This window comes from Streptacidiphilus carbonis, from assembly GCF_000787775.1.
Lineage (GTDB): Bacteria > Actinomycetota > Actinomycetes > Streptomycetales > Streptomycetaceae > Streptacidiphilus > Streptacidiphilus carbonis.
Map to the genome: position 1 here is coordinate 51,955 of NZ_BBPM01000022.1, position 17,723 is coordinate 69,677.

General features: G+C 71.7%; 14 protein-coding genes. 2 read left to right on the forward strand and 12 right to left on the reverse strand.

All coding sequences use genetic code 11. The annotated features are described in order from the left end of the window. Window positions 1-5: 5 nt before the first annotated feature. From TR46_RS19015 to TR46_RS19035, 5 genes are all read right to left on the reverse strand, one after another. Window positions 6-2,762, reverse strand: coding sequence for a serine/threonine-protein kinase (locus TR46_RS19015; protein WP_439654368.1), 2,757 nt, complete (start codon window positions 2,760-2,762; stop codon window positions 6-8). A 49-nt stretch (window positions 2,763-2,811) separates the two neighbouring features. Continuing rightward, window positions 2,812-4,176, reverse strand: coding sequence for a hypothetical protein (locus tag TR46_RS19020; RefSeq protein ID WP_063770621.1), 1,365 nt, complete (start codon window positions 4,174-4,176; stop codon window positions 2,812-2,814). A 162-nt stretch (window positions 4,177-4,338) separates the two neighbouring features. Continuing rightward, window positions 4,339-5,301, reverse strand: coding sequence for a glutamate ABC transporter substrate-binding protein (locus TR46_RS19025; RefSeq protein WP_052432927.1), 963 nt, complete (start codon window positions 5,299-5,301; stop codon window positions 4,339-4,341). A 14-nt stretch (window positions 5,302-5,315) separates the two neighbouring features. Beyond that, window positions 5,316-6,755 (reverse strand): GlnX family signal transduction membrane protein, encoded by a 1,440-nt coding sequence (locus tag TR46_RS19030; RefSeq protein ID WP_236655386.1) that lies wholly within the window; start codon window positions 6,753-6,755, stop codon window positions 5,316-5,318. Window positions 6,756-6,896: 141 nt separating this feature from the next. Beyond that, a complete protein-coding gene (locus TR46_RS19035; RefSeq protein WP_042402583.1) occupies window positions 6,897-7,349 on the reverse strand; it encodes a MarR family winged helix-turn-helix transcriptional regulator in 453 nt (150 codons plus the stop codon). A 105-nt stretch (window positions 7,350-7,454) separates the two neighbouring features. Here TR46_RS19035 and TR46_RS19040 point away from each other — a divergent pair, with 105 nt between their 5' ends. Then, window positions 7,455-7,829, forward strand: a complete 375-nt coding sequence (locus tag TR46_RS19040) for a cupin domain-containing protein (RefSeq protein ID WP_042402586.1) — start codon at window positions 7,455-7,457, stop codon at window positions 7,827-7,829. A gap of 90 nt (window positions 7,830-7,919) precedes the next feature. Here TR46_RS19040 and TR46_RS19045 read toward each other — a convergent pair whose 3' ends face one another. From TR46_RS19045 to TR46_RS19075, 7 genes are all read right to left on the reverse strand, one after another. Next, entirely contained in the window at window positions 7,920-8,948 is a 1,029-nt protein-coding gene (locus tag TR46_RS19045) for an N-acetylglucosamine kinase (RefSeq protein ID WP_439654369.1), read from the reverse strand. 236 nt (window positions 8,949-9,184) lie between these two features. After that, a complete protein-coding gene (locus TR46_RS19050) occupies window positions 9,185-10,510 on the reverse strand; it encodes a 6-phospho-beta-glucosidase (protein WP_042402589.1) in 1,326 nt (441 codons plus the stop codon). Beyond that, window positions 10,510-11,448, reverse strand: a complete 939-nt coding sequence (locus TR46_RS19055; protein WP_042402592.1) for a carbohydrate ABC transporter permease — start codon at window positions 11,446-11,448, stop codon at window positions 10,510-10,512. The genes TR46_RS19050 and TR46_RS19055 overlap by 1 nt, the downstream gene beginning before the upstream one ends. A 66-nt stretch (window positions 11,449-11,514) precedes the next feature. After that, window positions 11,515-12,462, reverse strand: a complete 948-nt coding sequence (locus TR46_RS19060) for a carbohydrate ABC transporter permease (RefSeq protein WP_236655387.1) — start codon at window positions 12,460-12,462, stop codon at window positions 11,515-11,517. 155 nt (window positions 12,463-12,617) lie between these two features. Next, window positions 12,618-13,994, reverse strand: a complete 1,377-nt coding sequence (locus TR46_RS19065; protein ID WP_236655388.1) for an ABC transporter substrate-binding protein — start codon at window positions 13,992-13,994, stop codon at window positions 12,618-12,620. Between the two features lie 147 nt (window positions 13,995-14,141). After that, window positions 14,142-15,365, reverse strand: a complete 1,224-nt coding sequence (locus TR46_RS19070) for an ROK family transcriptional regulator (protein ID WP_042402595.1) — start codon at window positions 15,363-15,365, stop codon at window positions 14,142-14,144. 362 nt (window positions 15,366-15,727) lie between these two features. Then, a complete protein-coding gene (locus TR46_RS19075) occupies window positions 15,728-16,813 on the reverse strand; it encodes a mechanosensitive ion channel family protein (protein ID WP_042402728.1) in 1,086 nt (361 codons plus the stop codon). Window positions 16,814-17,128: 315 nt separating this feature from the next. Here TR46_RS19075 and TR46_RS19080 point away from each other — a divergent pair, with 315 nt between their 5' ends. After that, window positions 17,129-17,698, forward strand: coding sequence for an HNH endonuclease (locus tag TR46_RS19080; protein ID WP_042402598.1), 570 nt, complete (start codon window positions 17,129-17,131; stop codon window positions 17,696-17,698). The last annotated feature ends 25 nt before the right edge of the window (window positions 17,699-17,723 follow it).

The following is a 17,723-nucleotide window of genomic DNA, read 5'->3' on the forward strand; positions in this document are numbered from 1 at the left end:
CGCGCTTACACCCACGTCCTGGGCCGGGTGCGGTTCGCCCGCTCCACCCACTCGATCCGCTTCTCGGGCTGCTCCGCGAGACGCGCCAGCACCCGGTACGACTGTTCCAGCGCGAAGCGCAGTTCCCGTTCCTCCGCCGGATGGCCCAGCAGCAAAATCGGTCCTGCACCTGCCGGCCCGTCAGGACGCCCGGCCAGCACCCAGCCCAGGGCCTTGCCCAGCACCTCGACGGAGAGCTCCTCGCGCCGCCGCGCGTCCAGGCCGAGCCCGGTGAGCTGGGTCGAGCAGGCGTCCAGATCGCCCTTGAGCGGCTCCGCCGCCGACCGCTCGCGCAGTCGCGCCCGTACCGCCGCGACCCGGGCCGCCACATAGTGGTTGGAGGTCTCCGGCACCGACTCCAGCGCGGCCACCGCGCCCACCCGGTCGCCGGAGGCCAACCGAACCCGGGCCAGCCCGAACGCCGCGCTGACGTACGAACGGTCGGTGGTCCACACCAGCCGGTAGAACTCGGCGGCGTCCTCGCGCGAGCCCAGCACCTCGGCGCAGATGGCCAGCGCCAGCTTGGGCGCGGCCTCGCCCGGGAACGCGTCGTAGACGGCGTCGAAGGAGTCGGCCGCGGCCCGAGCCGCAGCCAGCGGCTCCGGCCCGCCGGCGGTGCCCGCCGCGACCAGCGCGGACAGCCCGCGGTACCAGACCACCCGCCAGTCGTCGGGGTGGTCGGCCGACAGCGAGTTCAACGCCGCGTCCACCGCGGCCAGGTCGCCGATCTCGATCAGTGCGCGCAGCTCCCGCAGCCGCAGCTCGACCGAGCTCACCGGTGCGGACCGCAGCGCCGCTATGACATCGGCCGGAGCGGTCGCCATCAGCGCCGCCAGGAACCCGGCGTTGGGGTCGCCCACGTCGATCCGGGGCACCGGCAGCGCCAGCGCGGCCGGCCGCGGGTCCAGCGCCAGCACCCGCGGCGCGGCGTCGCCGCCCGGCTGGAACGGCAGCGCCGGGCCCACTCCGGGGATGGTCGCCGGGTGCGTCCCGTTGGCGCCGGCGCCGGGAACCCCGACCGCGGCCGCGGGCGCCGCACCCGGCGCAGCGTGCACCGGCATCGGCCCGCGCGGCGCAGGCACACCCTTGCGTCCGCGTCCACGCCGCCCGGCGCCGTCCCTGCCGGGCGCGTCGAAGGCCGCAGGGCCCACCAACTCGGTGTCGACCACCCGCAGTTCCGCGCCGAACAGGGTGGACAGGGCCGGCCGCGGCCGGTTGTCCTGGAGCGCCAGGATCTCCCGGAGCACCCCGGTGAGCTGCTCCGCCATCTCCTGCGCCGAGGAGAAGCGCTTGTCCGGGTCCGGGTCGGTGGCCCGGACCAGCAGCCGGTAGAAGGACTCGTAGCGGTCGAAGACCTCCACGTCCTCCGGGCCCGGCAGGGAGTCCCGGTAGACGGTGGAGAAGCCCTGGAAGTCGAAGGTCAGCACGGCCAGCGAGCGGGCCACGGTGTAGAGGTCGGAGGCGGGCGAGACGCCGTCGGTGGCGATCTCGGGGGCCTGGTAGCCGATGGTGCCGTAGATCGCGCCGTCGTCGTCCTGGCGGCGCACCGCGCCCATGTCGATGATCTTCAGCGTGTCCTCGGACTGGATCACGTTGTCCAGCTTGAAGTCGCAGTAGATCAGGCCCCGACTGTGCAGGTAGCCCAGCGCCGGCAGTGCCTCCAGCGCATAGGCGATGGCCTGTTCGACCGGCAGCGGGACGCGCCGCCCGTCCGCGCCGCGGCGGCTGTCCGCGATGTCCTTGAGCGACTTGCCGCCGACGTACTCCATCACGATGTAGCCGTCGGTGCTGCCCTTGGCCAGGTCCGGGTGCTCGACGAAGTTGATGATGCGGACGATGTTGGGATGGTCGACCTCGGCCAGGTAGCGGCGCTCGGCGATGGCGACCGCCAGCGCCTCCTCGTCGCCGGTGTCCAGCAGGCCCTTGAGGACCACCCACTTGTCGTTGACCCTGCGGTCGATGCCCAGGTAGATCCAGCCCAGGCCGCCGTGCGCGATGCAGCCGACCACCTCGTACTGGCCGCCGACCAGGTCGCCGGCGAACAGCTTGGGGCTGAACGAGTACTCGGTGCCGCACTTGGTGCAGAAGCCCTCCGGGCGGCCCGCGTTGCCGTTGCGCGAACGGCCCACCGGGGCCTCGCACTTGCTGCAGTAGCGCTTGCGCTCGGGGACCTCGGGGTGCTCCTGCACCATGCTGCGCGGATCGGTGGTGGGAATCGGAGGCACCGTCACCAGCCCGGCGCCGAGGGCGCCCCGGCTGGACTGCCCGGTGCTGCTGCGGGTGCTGCGCACCGACACCGAGCGGGTGGATCCGCTGCGCACCGACCGGGAACGGCCCGACAGCGAGCGCGAGGAGCCGCGGGTGCTGCCGGTGCGGGCCGACCGGGACGACCCCTGCTCCGGTACGCCTGCGCCGGACAGCGCGCCCGGCAGCACGGAGGACGCCGCCGGGGCGACGACGACCGGCGCGGGCGCCAGTCCGCACTCGGTGCAGTAGCCGTCTGCGTCGATCACTCCGCCGCCGGTGCAGTCCGGCCGGGTGCAGGGCGAACCGGGGCCCGCCGCCCTGCCCGGTGCGGCCTGTGCCGGCGCCGACGCCTGTGCCGGAGCCGCCGCCTGGGCGGGAACCGCGGCCGGAGCCAGTCCGCACTCGGTGCAGTAGCCGTCGGCGTCGATCACCCCGCCACCGGTGCAATCGGGCCGCGTGCACGGTGTGCCCGTCATGGACGTCATCCCCGCCATCCCCCCATCGATCGACTGTTCGCCATCATGGTCAACCCCTGTAAGGGCGCCCGTCCACCGGACCCGCCCCGCCGCCGTTGAGATCACCGTCAAAACCGCCGCCGCCCGCCGAACCGCCGGCCGGCGCACCGTTGCCCGGGGGCCGGAGCGCGTCCTGGTAGCGCCGTACCGCGTACTCCGCGGCCCGAAGGTCGCAGGGTGCGCTCCAGAGCATCCGCCGGGCCTGGTCGTAACGCTCGATCAGTTCCGGGTCCTCCGCGACGCCCCGCCGGGCGGCCATCGCCTTGTAGGCGTCCAGCCGTCCGCGCAGTTCCGCGCGTATCGCCAGCGGTGCGGTGACCGCCGTCAGCGATTCCCTGGCCCGCTCCAACTCCCGCTGGGCCGCGCCCTCCAGGGTGTCCAGCAGCGGGCCGAGCCGGTGCCACTGCCCGTGCCGCCGCAACTGGTCGGCCTGGGCCAGCCGCTCGCGCATGGCGCTGGCCGGTCCCGGCACCGCCGGGACCTCGGTGGAAGCGATCTTCGCCAGCACCTCGCCGCGCGCCCGCCGGGCCTCGGCCAGTGTGGCGTCCGCTCTGGCCAGCGTCTCGCCGACGCCCTCCAGCCGTTCGTCGGCGTCGTCCCGCAGCCGCAGCAGGTCCTCCAGCTCCAGTCGGAGGTCGTCCACGGTGCGGGCGCCGCGGTCGTAGCGTCCGGTGTCGACGCTGCCGGGGACCGCGCCCCGGGCCGTCTCCTGGCCGGCGGCCGCCGGGTGGGGCGTCCAGAAGGCGAGCGGGTCGGAGACCACCTCGCCGCGCAGCGCGGCCAGTTCCTTGGCCATCTCCTCCAGCGCGTCGCCGGCCGGGTGCTCGCCGGGATGCACGCCGACCGAGCGGGCCAGCGCCCGTACCCGGCCCAACTCGGCGGTGAGCAGGTCTATCCGGGCCGGCAGCGCGGACCAGACCGCGTCGGCGGCCGAGGCCACCTCCATGACCCGCCCGTACCAGCCGTTCATCCGGTCGACCAGTTCGGTCAGGCTGACCTGCTCGCTCATCCGGGCGCCACCGGTGATCCCGACGACGGTGTGGCCGCCCTGCGGCAGCCGCCCGGCCGAGACGGTGACACCCCGTCCGCGCAGCAGTTCGGTCAGCTCGTACAGCTCGGCCTGGCCCGGCCGGGTCCGCCGGGAGCGCACCGCGCGGGCGGCGGCCAGCGCCTCCGAGTAGGTGTCGAACATCGACCAGAGCAGGCCCAGGCCCGGTTCGGCCTGCGCCCAGCGCTCCCGGGTGCGGCCGTTCAACTCGGCGCCCTCCAGCAGCCGGCGGCCCGGGTGGTCCTGCAGCGCCAGCAACGACGCCTCCACGGCGTCGCGTTCGGCACCGAGCCTGGTCAGGGTGCGGTCCACCTCCTCCCGGGTCATCACGGGACCGTTGGGTCCTGTCAACGCCATCCGTCCGCCATTCGTTCTTCGGTCCCCGTCGTCGTGCCCTGTTCCGACCCGCTCGGTCCCAACCTGCCTGACCCGACCCGCCCTGACCGCCCAGACCCGACCCGACCCGCCCTGAGCCGATCTGCCTGTCGCTCAGCCGGCGAAGTGCGGAACGGGCGCCCCCGGGGAGGATCCCAGCGGCTTCAACCACTTGTTGTACTCCGTGACCCACTGGTTCGCCAGGAAGTCCTGCATCGCCGCGTTGACCCTGCGTACCAGGTCAGTGGAGCCCAGCTTCATGGCCACACCGTAGACCTCCTGGTCCAGCAGGCCGCCGACCAGATGAATGGTCGGGTCCTGGGCCACTTGTCCGGCGCCCAGGGCGTTGTCGGTGACGGTGGCGTCGACATTGCCCAACTGCATCTGCACCAGGCAGTCCAGCTGGTTGGCGACCTGCATCACCTTGGCGCCGTGCTTGTCGGCGTTCAACTGGTCGAGGCCGGTGGAGCCGGACGCCGCGCAGACCGTCCTGCCCTTGAGCGTGTCGTTCAGGCCGGTGATCGACGAGGACTTGGGCGCCACCACCTCCTGCCCGGCGTAGAAGTAGGGCACCGAGAAGGACACCTGCTTCAGCCGGTCACAGGTGATCGTCATGGTCCGGACCACCACGTCCACCTGGCCGCTCTGCAGCGCGGTGATCCGGTTGGCGGTCGGCACCGCGAGGAACTCGACCGCGTTGGCGTCGCCCAGGATCGATTTCGCCAGGGCGTGCACCAGGTCGATGTCGAAGCCCTGCAGGTTCCCGGTCACCGGGTCGCGGAAGCCCCACAGGTCGCTGTTGGTGTCGATGCCGGCGATCAGCTTCCCGCGCTTCACGATCTTCTGCACGTTCGCGCCGCTGTCGTCCGTACTGGGCGTCAGGCCGGTGGTGGTGTTGCAGGACGCGGCAGCGGGCGCGAGCGCCGGAGTCCCGCCGACGATCCGCACGCTCTGCGGCCGCGGCTCTGCCGCCGAACTGCCCGGCAGCGCCAGCGAGCCCAGCAGCACCGCGGCCGCCGCCAGCACGGTCACCCGGGTCCGCCTGCCCGTTCCCATGGCCATCAGTAGCTTCCCCATGTTCTGCCGCCCCCTCACCGGTACTCCGCCGCACGGCGGTTGATGCCCAGCAGGGCCCCGGCCGCAGCCAGCGCCGCCAGCACGCCCGCGCCCTCGGCCAGCAGCGCGGTCGCGTTGCGCCCGTCCGCGGCCAGCGAGGCGAAGTTCGCCTGCTCATGGCTGATGGCTGCGGCCAGGCTGGAGTTCAGACTGGTGAACGCCGCATCCGTGGTGTTCGTGGACCCGGCCCCCGGCACTCCGATGGTGTCCTTGACCGCGGTGGCGTAGTCGCCGTCGTTGTTGGCGGTCCCGGCGACTTCGTGCCGCTGGTCCCAGGTGCTGAACGCCGCCACGGCCGCCCGCACCTGCTGCTGGGCCGCGGCGTCGCCGCCGGTCATCCGCGCGGCCTGGTCGAGATACCCGCCCTGGCCGGCCAGCTCCTTGCTGACCTGGGCCCAGAGGGTCTGGTAGTCGGTGGTGGAACCGCGGGCCACCAGGTTGAGGTTCTCCGCGCCGCGGCACTGCAGCGCGGTGATCTGAGCCTCGTTCAGTATCTGCAGTGGCGCAGCGCCGCGGGTGTTGCTGTCCCGCAGGTCGGACGCGGCCAGGCTCTGCGCGGTGCCGAGCCAGATCAGCGCGACGGCGGTGAAGGCGCTGGCTGCCAGCAGGCCGACGTTGAACACCCGGTTGGTGCCCCGGAACAGCCGGACCTGCGCCCACACCAGCGCTGCCAGCAGCACCAGGCCCAGGCCGATCGAGGCCCAGGGCAGCGCCTGCGCGTCCGCGTAGTCGTGGTGCAGCCGGTCGGTCTCGGTGGCGTAGAGCTGCTTCGCCTCCTTCAGCATCGCGTTCTGCAACTGCGAGGAGGCGAACCGCAGATAGGCGCCGCCCAGCGGCAGGCCCTGTCGGTCGTCGGCCCTGGCCGTCTCCACCAGGCCGGTGTAGACCGGGAGTTGCGAGTTGAGCTGCCGGATCTGGGCCTGGCCGGGATCATCGGAGGCGGTGCTGCCGGCGGCCTTGGCCAGCAGCGTGGAGGCCATCGCGATGTCGTCGTTGTACTGCTTCTGCACGGCCGAGGTCTCATCGCCGGCCTGCAGGAAACCGGTCGCCGCGGTGGTGTCCGCGTCGGCCAGGGAGTGGAAGATCTGCGCGGCGTCGTCACTCAGCGGCTGGCTGTGCTCCACCACGCTGGTGGCGGCGTCGGCGCTCTGCACGACCTGGGTCACCGTCAGCACGCCGAACACCACGGCCAGCAGGGCCAGCACCGTCCCCATGGTCCACAACCGCCGGAGCGGGGAGGCGGCCAGGCGACCACGCCCGCCCCGGCCCGGAGCGCGTCCGTCGCTGCCAGGACCACGGCTGTCGCTGCTCGGCGTACCCCCTCGGGCCGCCGGCCGTGCGACGGCCGGCGGCGACGGCGGCGCCATGGCCACCGCCCCTCCGCCCTGCCCGTACCCCTGTCCCGGCGTCGTCATCAGGCGCGCCCCCTTCCCCCGTCGCTCCCCTGCTGCGGTCCTTTGGGAGCAGTATGGCCAACGCCCGGGGCATCCACACGGGACTTGCGTCGATCTTGAGGTTTCGTCGCCCAGCTGTGACGAGAACGGGGCATCGCCGCCTCACCAGCTCGGCCGGATCGGCCCCCTCGGGGCGAGTCGGGCCAGGTCGGCGACCAGGGCGTGGAAACGTTCCGGGCCCAGCTCCGCGATCCAGGGGGCGACCGTCTCCTCCGCCGCCCGGTCCGCGGCGCGGGTGCAGGCCCAGCCGCGGTCGGTCAGGACGACCAGGCGGGCGCGGGCGTCGCGGGGGTGCGGGCGGCGTTCGACGTAGCCCTTGCGGACGAGTTCGTCGACCAGCTGGCTGGCGGCCTGCTTGGTGAAGCCGAGGTGCTCGGCCAGTTCGCCGATGGTCGCGCCGTCGGGGGCCAGCCGCGCGAAGGCATAGCCGTGCGCCGGGCGAATGTCGCCGAATCCCCGTGCGACGGCGCCGGCCTGGATGCCGGCGACCAGTTCGCCGCTGAGGGAGAGCAGCAGTGCGGTGAGGGCCCCGGCTTCGGCAGAGGTGTCGTTCATGGGCCAAGTCTGCCACAGAAGGACAAGCTGCTTGACTATCGATGGGCAAGCAGCTTGACTGTCCCCAGAAGGACAAGCCACTTGACCATTCTTTGGGGAGTCACCATGCCCGTCATCCGCAGCGCCGACGCCGCCGTCCACGAGATCCACGGAGTCCGGTTCGTCGCCCATGCCAACCCCGGCACCGGCAGCAAGGAGATCTGCGCCTGGCGCGGCGAGATCCCGGCCGGTACCGCCGGCGTCCCGCACACCATCAGCCGCGAGGAGGTCATCCACGTCCTCACCGGAGCCCTGCGCTTCACCGTGGACGGCGAGGCGGCCGACCTGTCGTCGGGCGACACGGTGGTGGCCCCGGCCGGGGCGCTGTTCCAGGTCGACAACCTCAGCGGCGGACCCGCCGCCATGTGGACCGTCACCACGGTCGGCCTGACCGCCACCCTCCCGGACGGCAGCACCCTCGCCCCGCCCTGGGCCAACTGAGCCGCTGCACGGAACGGCAGACACAAGAACGGCAGGCGGCCCGGCGGAGTCCGTCCGCCGGGCCGTCCGCCGGGTACGCGCCCGGCCCCCTCAGACCACGCGCGCGCCCCCCTCGGCCGCCGAGGGCCGCCGCAGCGCGTAGGAGGCGCGGAGCCGCTCCTGCGCGTCGGGCGCACCGCCCAGGCCGACCGCGGCCAGGTGGTCCAGGCCCAGCAGGGCCGCGCCCACCACCGGCGGGGTGGTCACGATCCGCGGCACGGCCTTCGGCGCGTCCGCGGCCAGCCGGGCCTTGACGCCGTCCAGCAGCAACGGCTGCCGGGAGGCCAGCACCCCGCCGCCCAGCACCACGTCGGCGGGGGAGTCCAGCAGGTCCAGCCGCCGCAGCGCGACCACCGCGAGCCGGACCACCTCCTCCGCCTGACGGTCCACCAGCTCCAGCGCGATCGGGTCGCCCGCCTCGGCGGTGGCGAAGAGCACCGGCACCAGCTCGTGCAGCCGGGCCTCGGCCAGGCTGCCCAGGTGCACCGCCTCCGCCACGGCCAGCGCCGTCGGCAGGCCGAAGTGCTCGGCCGCTGCGGCGGCGAGCGCGGTCTGCGGGCCGCGCCCGTCCTCCGCCCTGGCGGCGGCCCACATCACCTCGTTGGCCAGGCCCCCGCCCCCTCCCCAGTCCCCGGTGATCATGCCGAGGGCAGGGAAGCGCGCGGTACGTCCGTCCGGGAGCAGCCCAACGCAGTTGATGCCCGCGCCGCAGACCACGGCGACCCCTCGCGGGGCGTCGGTGCCGGAACGCAGCAGCGCGAAGGTGTCGTTGGCGACGACCGTGGTCCGCGACCAGCCGTAGCCGGCGATCAGCTCCTGCAGCCGCTGCTCCTCCACCGGCAGGTCGGCGTTGGCCAGGCAGGCCGACACATGGGTGGCCAGCGGTCCCCGTCCGGCGCCGAGGTCGATCCGCGCCTCGGCGGCGGCGGCCGCCACCAGCGGTGCCAGCCCGGCCACCGCCGTCTCGCTGCCGACCACGTGCGGGACGAAGCCGCCGCCGCGGGCGGTGCCGAGCACCTGCCCGTCGGCGCCGACCAGGGCCACGTCCGTCTTGCTGTTCCCGGCGTCGATGGCGAGCACCCCGGGGACCAGCTCGCGCCCGCCGGCCCCCCGGCTGCCGGCTCCCAACGGGTTGCCGACCGTGCTCTCCTCTTCACACACCTGCTGCTGCCCCACTGGGTCGTCCTCTGCTTCTGCACGTAGTAGCCACCCGCCGCCCATCGACCCCCCGGGGTTCGCGTGGGAATCCCGGGGGTCGTCCCCCGGATGATCGGAGTCGCTCTCCGTACCGGTAGTCGGCCGCTCGTCGGTCGTGGTCACGCCCATGCCAGATGTTCATGGTTGTGCGCGATCAGACGGTCGGTCAGGCCGTCGGCGAGGTCGATCTGGCCGACCAGCGGGTGCGCCAGCAGGGCCTGGAAGACCCGGTCCCGGCCGCCGCGCAGGGCCGCGTCCAGGGCGAGCTGCTCATAGGCCGTCACATGGGCGATCAGCCCGGCGTACAGCGGCTCGACGGCGGGGACGGGAAGCGGGGTCGCCCCGCCGCGGTCCACCGTCGCCGGCACCTCGATCACCGCATCGTCCGGGAGGAACGGCAGGGTGCCGTCGTTGGGGACGTTCACCACCTGCACCGCCCCGGCGGGCGAGCCGGTTCCCAGCAGCGAGGCCACCAGGTTCACCGCCGCCTCGGAGTAGAACGCGCCGCCCCGCTTCGCCAGCAGTTCGGGCTTCTCGTCAAGTTCCGGGTCCCCGTACATCTCCAACAGCTGCCGCTCGATCGCGGCCACCTCGGACGCGCGCGAGCCCTTGACCCTGAGCTCCTCCACCACCCGGTCGTGCTCGTAGAAGTAGCGCAGGTAGTAGGACGGCACCGTGCCCAACTGCTGTACCAGCGACAGCGGCAGCTCCAGGTCGGCGGCGATCTCCGGCCCGAACCGCTCCAGCAGCTCGGGCAGCACGTCCCGCCCGGTGCCGCCGCCCGGCTCGTCCAGCAGGTGGACGCCGCGCTCCCAGGTGAGGTGGTTGAGCCCGACGTGGTCCAGCCGGATCCGCTCCGGCACCACGCCCAGCAGCGAGGCGAACCTGCGCTGGAACCCGATGGCGACGTTGCACAGCCCGACCGCCCGGTGGCCGGCGGTCTGCAGGGCCCGGGTGACGATGCCGACCGGGTTGGTGAAGTCGACGATCCAGGCGTCCGGGTTGGCCCCGCGGACCCGCTCGGCGATGTCCAGGACTACCGGCACGGTGCGCAGCGCCTTGGCCAACCCGCCCGCGCCGGTGGTCTCCTGGCCGATGCAGCCGCACTCCAGCGGCCAGGTCTCGTCCTGGTTGCGCGCGGCCTGGCCGCCGACCCGCAGCTGCAGCAGCACCGCGTCGGCGCCCTGGACCGAGGCGTCCAGGTCGGTGCTGGTGGTGATGGTGCCGGGGTGCCCCTGCTTGGCGAAGATCCGCCGGGCCAGCCCGCCGACCAGTTCCAGCCGGTCCGCGGCCGGGTCGACCAGCACCAGTTCGCCGATCGGGAGGCTGTCCCTGAGCCGGGCGAAGCCGTCGATGAGTTCCGGCGTGTAGGTCGACCCGCCGCCGACGACGACGAGCTTGAGCAGGCCGGGAGTGGCCGGGCTTGTTGTGGACGTGCGGCTCATCAGCCCTTGACCCCTGTCAGTGTCACGCCTTCGATGAAGGCTTTCTGTGCGAAGAAGAAGACGACGATCACCGGTGCCATGACCAGCAGGGTTGCTGCCATGGTCATGTTCCAGTTGGTCTGGTGCGCCCCGTGGAAGGACTGGAGCCCGTAGGAGAGGGTCCAGGCGGCGGGGTTGTCGGAGGCGTAGATCTGCGGGCCGAAGTAGTCGTTCCAGCAGGAGAAGAACTGGAACAGGGCGACTGCCGAGATGGCCGGCTTGGCCATCGGCAGCACCACCTTGAGCAGGGTGCGGACCTCGCCGCAGCCGTCCACCTTGGCCGCGTCCAGGTATTCCTTGGGGATGGTCAGCAGGAACTGCCGGAGCAGGAAGATGGAGTAGGCGTCACCGAACGCCATCGGGATGATCAGCGGCCAGAGGGTGCCGTCCAGGTGCATCTGCTTCGCCCAGAACAGGTACATCGGGATGATGATGACCTGCGGCGGCAGCATCATCATCGAGATGACCGCCAGCATCGCCACCCGGCGGCCGGGGAAGCGGAACTTGGCCAGCGCGTAGGCGACCGGCACCGAGGAGAGCACGGTGAGCGCGGTGCCGAGCACCGCGTACTCGATGGTGTTCTTCCACCAGGTTCCGAAACCCGGGACGTTGAAGACGGTCCGGTAGTTGCTCCAGACCCAGTGCTGCGGCCAGAAGTTGGTGGTGAGCGCCTGACTGTCCGTCATCACCGAAGTGAGGAACAGGAAGACGAACGGCAGGATGAAGATCAGCGCCAGTGCGATGGCGACCGAGTGGACCGCGATCCACTCCAGCCGCTTCTGCCGCTTGGCCCTGCGCCAGGCCGCGGCCGAGCTGGACGGGACTCCGCTGCGGGAGCGGACGGTGGCCGGGGCGCTGCCGGGGGTGTCGCCCGGGGTCTGGACTGCTGTGTCGCTCATGGCGGGGGCACCCGTCCTTTCGGGGGAGTGGGCAGAGGACTGCGGATTGCCGGTGGACACAGCGGATCAGTCCTCGCCCACGAGGCCGGCCCGGCGGCGCATGAGCAGGGCGGTGAAGGCCATCGCGACCACGAACAGGATGATCGAGATGACGCACGCGGAGCCGTAGTCGAAGTTCTGGAAGCCGATGTTGTAGACCAGCTGCGGCAGCGTCCAGGTCGAGCCGCTCGGGTAGCCGGGCTGGAACGGCTGGCCGGAGTTGCCGACCACCCCCGAGGCGACCTGTCCGGCGACGATCGCCTGGGTGTAGAACTGCATGGTCTGGATGACCCCGGTGACCACCGCGAACATGATGATCGGGGTGATGTTGGGCAGGGTGACGTAGCGCCAGCGCTGGAACGAGTTGGCGCCGTCGAGCGACGCCGCTTCGTACTGCTCGGTCGGCACGTCCAGCAGCGAGGCCATGAAGATGACCATCAGGTCGCCGATGCCCCACAGGGTGAGCAGCACCAGCGAGGGCTTGGACCAGGTGGGGCTGGTGAACCAGCCCGGCTGCGGCAGCCCCAGCTCGCCCAGGAAGTGGTTCACCGGACCGGTGCCGGGGTTGAACAGGAAGGCGAAGCCGATGGTCGCCGCCACCGGCGGGGCCAGGTAGGGCAGGTAGAACGCGGTGCGGAAGAAGCCGGCACCGCTGCGGATCTTGACGATCAGCTGGCCGATGCCGAGGCCGAAGACGGTGCGCAGCGCCACCATCACCACGACCAGCCAGACCGTGTTGCGGGCGGCCTGCCAGAAGTCCGCGTTCTTGGTGAGGATGTAGGTGTAGTTCTTGAAGCCCACGAAGGTCGGCGCGTTGAAGCCGTCGTAGTGGGTGAAGGAGAAGTACACCGTGGAGATCAGCGGGTACGCGAAGAAGACCGCGAAGCCGATCAGCCAGGGGGAGAGGAAGCCGACCGCGGTCGACAGCTCCCTGCGGCGCTTGCGGCGCAGCGCGGGCGGAACCGGCAGGCTCACTGCGCTCCTGGAGCCGCGGGGGCCCCTGCCGATGCCGAGGACGGTTGCCATCTGATTGTCACCACCAGGTCAGGACGGGTCGTAGCCGTGCGGGAGTAGCGGGGGAGGGGGCCGGCGCCGCTGCGGGCGCCGGCCCGGGACCTGCTCCGGACCACTTACTGCCCGGCCTGCGCCAGGTCGTTGTCGATGGTGGTGTCCAGGCCCTTCAGCCCGTTCGCCAGGTTGGGCACCTTGCCCGCCTCGAAGTCGTACTCGAAGTTCTGGATGGTGGTCAGGTACTTGCCGCCGTTGACGGTGGCCGGCGTGGTGTTGGTGTTGGGGTTGTTGGCGATGTCCAGGAAGGTCTGGAACTGCGGCGAGTGGTCCAGGCCCGGGTCCTGCAGCGACGCGAAGGTGCTCGGGACGTTGGAGATCGCGTTGGCGAACTGGACCAGCATGGGCGTGTCCGTGGTCATGAACTTCAGGAACTTCCAGGCGGCCGCCTGCTTGCTGCTCTTGGCGTTCATGCCGATGATCGTGCCGGTCTGGTAGCCGCGCCCGTAGGTGCTGGCCAGCGCGTCCGGGACCGGGAACGGTGCGGTGGCGTAGTGCAGTTCGGGGGCGTCGGTCTTGAGCATCGAGACCCGCCACTCACCGTCCATCGCCATCGCGACCTTGCCGGTCTCGAACGGGTTCTTGGCGCTGAACTCGTCGCCGAAGGTGTTGCGGTACTTCTCGAGCTCGGTGAAGCCGCCGAGCGACTTGGCCAGGCCCTGCTCCCAGGTCAGCATCTGGGTGAAGGCCGGGTCCGCGGCGACGTTGGACTTGCCGGCGGCGGTGAAGTAGCTCGGGCCCCACTGGCCGAGCAGGTGCTCGGACTGGTTCTCGTAGCCGTGGAAGTTGGGCATGAAGCCGAGCTGGCTGTAGCTGCCGCCGCTGGCCTTGGTGAGCTTGACCGCGTCGGCGTCGAACTCGCTCAGGGTCTTCGGCGGGCTGGCTATGCCGGCCGCCTTGAACATGTCGGTGTTGTAGTAGAGGCCGTAGGCGTCGCCCAGTTCGGGGAGCGCGCACTGGTCGCCCTTGTAGTCGGTGTAGTCGAGCATCGACTTGGGGAAGGTCTTGGCCGGGTCCAGGCCGTCGGCCTTCATGAACGGCGTCAGGTCGGCGAAGGCGTGGCTGCTGCAGTACTCGCCGACGTTGTTGGTGGAGAAGGTCGAGACGACGTCGGGGGCGTTGGCGCCGCCGGCCCGCAGGGCCTGGTTCACCTTGTCGTCGGTGTCGTTGCCGACCGCCTTGACCTTGATGTTGGGGTTGGCCTTCTCGAACGCCGCGATGCTGGTGTTGATCGCCTTGAGCTCGTTCGGGGCGCTCCAGCCGTGCCAGAAGGTGATGGTCACCGGGGCGGACGAACTGCCGACATTGCCGGACGAACCGGCGTTGCTGCTGCCGGTGCAGGCCGCGGCGGTCAGCGCCAGGGCCGCGGTGCAGGCGAGTGCGGCGGTGGCGCGCCGGAAGCTTGCGCTGCGGATTCTCTCGGAGGGAGAGGTCGTCACGGGTTTCCTCCAATGGGGTGGCGGGCATCGTCGCCCGTCCGAGGGGAGTTCGTGGATGCTGCGTCAGGGTGTGCTGATCCACGGCCCCGGCGCCGTGCGCCGGTCCGAGGGGGTTCGTGGGGGTGGTTGCCGGTGGATCCCGGGGTGTCAGTGGGTGCTGAAGACACGCTCCCTGGCGGTCGCCAGCGCCGACTGCAGCGCTCCGACGACCACCGGTGAGCCTTCGACGGTGCTGATCCCCAGCCGTGGCCGGGACACGGCCAGACCGGTCAGCTCCTCCTGGACCAGGAAGCGCAACCGCTCCCCGCCGGCCTGCGGAATGTCACCGCTGAGCAGGACGAGTTCCGGGTCGACCACCGCGACGATCGCGGCCAGGCCGGTCGCCAGCCGTCGCGCCAGCTCGGCCAGCATGGCGTCGTCGCCCTGTCCCGCCGCCTCCGCGGCCTTGCTGACGGCTTCCGGTGCGGTGCGGGCGGCGATGGCCTGCTCCTTGGCCAGCGCCAGCACGGCGGGGGCGCCGGCCAGCATCTGGAACCCGCCGGCGTTCTCCCGGCGGACGTTTCTGACCACCGGCGCGCCCGGCAGCGGCATGTAGCCGACCTCGCCCGCGCCGCCGGTGTGGCCCCGGTGCAGCTTGCCGCCGAGCACGACCGCGGCGCCGATCCCGTCCTCGACCCACAGCAGCACGAAGTCGTCCACGCCGCGGGCCTGACCGACCCGCTGCTCGGCCACCGCGGCCAGGTTGACGTCGTTCTCCAGTGCGACCGGGACCCCCAGACCCTCCGTCAGCTCCGCCACCAGCCGGGGCGAATGCCATCCCGGCAGGTGGGGGGCGTAGCGGAGCTTGCCGGTGGTCGGGTCCAGCGCTCCCGGCGTACCGATCACGACCTGCTTCAGCACGCTGCGGTCGAGCCCGGCCGCGTCGGCGGCCGCCGAGACGGCCTCGCGCACCCGCTCGACCGTCCCCGCGGCGTGCCGCCCCGGTGTGGCCAGCCGGTACTCGCCGACCACCGCGCCGGTGATGTCCGCGATCGCGACCCGGATCCGCCACGGGTTGACATGCAGCCCGGCGACGAACGCCGCCTCGGGGTTGATCTCGTACAGCTGCGCCCCGGGCCCCGGCCGTCCCGCCGTGGTGCCGACCGGCACCACCAGCCCCGCGCTCTCCAGCCGCGCCAGCAGCTGCGACGCGGTGGGCTTGGACAGCCCGGTCAGCACCCCGAGCTGGCTCCGCGACAGCGGGCCCTGCTCCAGCAGCAGCTCCAGCGCGGCCCGGTCGTTGATGGCGCGCAGCAGGCTCGGGGTCCCCGGCTGCCCGGGGTTCCCGCCGCCGGTCGTTCCATTGCCGCTGCTGTGGCCTGTGGCGGACATCTGCCTCTTCACTCCTCACACCGAACTACCGGGGGACCGGAGACATACTCCACTGCTCGCCGTGGAATCGTCCCGGTGAACGCCCTGCCGACTTGGACCCGCGCATGAACTAATAGGAAACTTTCCTAACTATGGGCAGGAACGTACGGCCCCGGCAAGGGCGTGTCAATGGGCTGTGCGGGGTCGTCCCCGCCGGAAACCGAAGCGTTACCTGGCGGGGCTGCGGGGCCCGGGTGCGGGTGTGTGCATGGCTGGTCGCGCAGTTCCCCGCGCCCCTATGGGTCTGCAACTGCCTCAGTTGCACAAGCCAGGGCGCGGGGAACTGCGCGAACACCAGCCAGGCAGACGCCGCAGCCGAAGGCCTAGCGCCCGTCCCCGTGCCCCGGCTGCCGCGACGTCTGCGGCGTCTGCGGCGCTATGGCCGCCGCCGCGCGGGACTGGACCGAGGTGGGGTCGGCCAGTGCGGACGGGGAGGCGATCTCGGGCGTGGTCGAGGCGGCGCCGTCCTCGCTCCTCGCCGCCGGCAGGGCGACCGTGCCGACCTGGACGCCGTTCTCGTCGAGCGCCGCCTTGATGCGGCGCCGCAGCTCGCGGGCCACCGACAGCGCCTTGCCCGGCATGGTCTTCGCGGCGACCTTGACGACCACCGTCTCCGACCCCAGCGAGTCCACGCCGAGCACCTTCACCGGCTCCCAGAGCTGCTCGGTCCAGGGGTCGTCCTTGGCCATCTCCTCCGCGGCGACCAGGATCAGCTCCTCCACCCGGCCCAGGTCCTCGAAGTACCCGACCGGGACCTCGACCGCAGCGGTGGCCCAGCCCTGGCTCATGTTGGCGATCCGCTTCACCTCGCCGTTGCGGATGTACCAGATCTCGCCGCCGTCGCCGCGCAGCTTGGTCACCCGCAGGCCGACCTCCAGCACCGTCCCGGTGGCGACCCCGGTGTCGATCTGGTCGCCGACCCCGTACTGGTCCTCCAGGATCATGAACACGCCGGAGAGGAAGTCGGTGACCAGGTTGCGCGCGCCGAAGCCGATCGCCACACCGGCCACTCCCGCGCTGGCCAGCAGCGGGGCCAGGTTGATGCCCAGAACGGACAGCGCGGTGAGCGCCGCGGTTCCGAGGATCAGGAACGAGGCGACGCTGCGCAGCACGGAGCCCATGGCCTGCGAGCGCTGCTTGCGCCGCTCCGCGTTCTCCAGCAGGTTCGTTATCAGCGCCGGCTGGTTCTCCCGGTGGGCCTGGGCCATCCGGGTCACCATCTTGCTGATCATGGTGCGGATCACCGCCCGCACGACCAGCGCGATCACCAGAATGAAGATGATCTTCACTCCGCCGGTGACCCAGCCCTCCCAGTGGCTGCTGAGGTAGCCGACGGCCTGACCTGCACTCTTCGTCGCATCGCCGATCGACGGGGCGGTCGGGGTGGGAGAGGGAGTCTGCGTAGCCATCAGCACACCCTACCGAGGGTCGCTGTGACACCGGCCCCGCCGCGTCGCCCCCGGGGCCGATACACCTGTCGATCGGATGAGCGAGGATGCCCGCCTGTCAGGCAGGAAGTGCAGCAGATGAAGATCTGGGGCATGAAGGATGTGGGGCAGGACACACTGCCCTTGTTCTTCCGGTTTAGTGGCGCCACGGGGAGGCCTACGGCGACACTGAGGGGAGATCGTGAAGTGAACCATGTGTGACCGGTACGGAGTCCGTCCGGACTGCGTGCTCGTCCCGGCGCGAGCCACGCGCCGTCGGCGTAAAGGGAGGCCCTCGTGCCGCATGTCCTGGTCCTCAACGCGTCGTACGAGCCACTAGGCGTCGTATCGATGCGCCGCGCCCTCGTTCTGGTCCTCGACAAGAAGGCTGTCAGCCTTGAGGACTCCGGGGTACTTATGCATAGCGCCACCAGCGCCATTTCGGCGCCGTCCGTCGTTCGACTGACCCGCTTCGTGCGGGTCCCTTTTCGTGGTCCTGTTCCGTTGACCCGGCGCGCGCTCTTCGCGCGCGACGGGGGCCGGTGCGTGTACTGCGGTGCCGTCGCAACCAGCGTCGACCACGTGGTGCCGCGGAGCCGGGGCGGCCAGCACCGCTGGGACAACGTGGTGGCGGCCTGCCGCCGCTGCAACCACGTCAAGGCCGACCGCCACCTCGCCGACCTCGGTTGGCGGATGAAGCGTCCACCGGCCCCGCCCAGCGGCCTCGCCTGGCGGATCATCGGCACCGGGCACCGGGACCCCCGGTGGCGCCCGTATCTGGAGCCCTACGGCTCCCGTGAGGAGGTCTCCCACGTCGCCCCCGACGTCCCTCGACCGGAGGCACCGACCGAACGACTGTCCGCCTAGCCGTCGCAGCGGCGAGGCTCCCGCA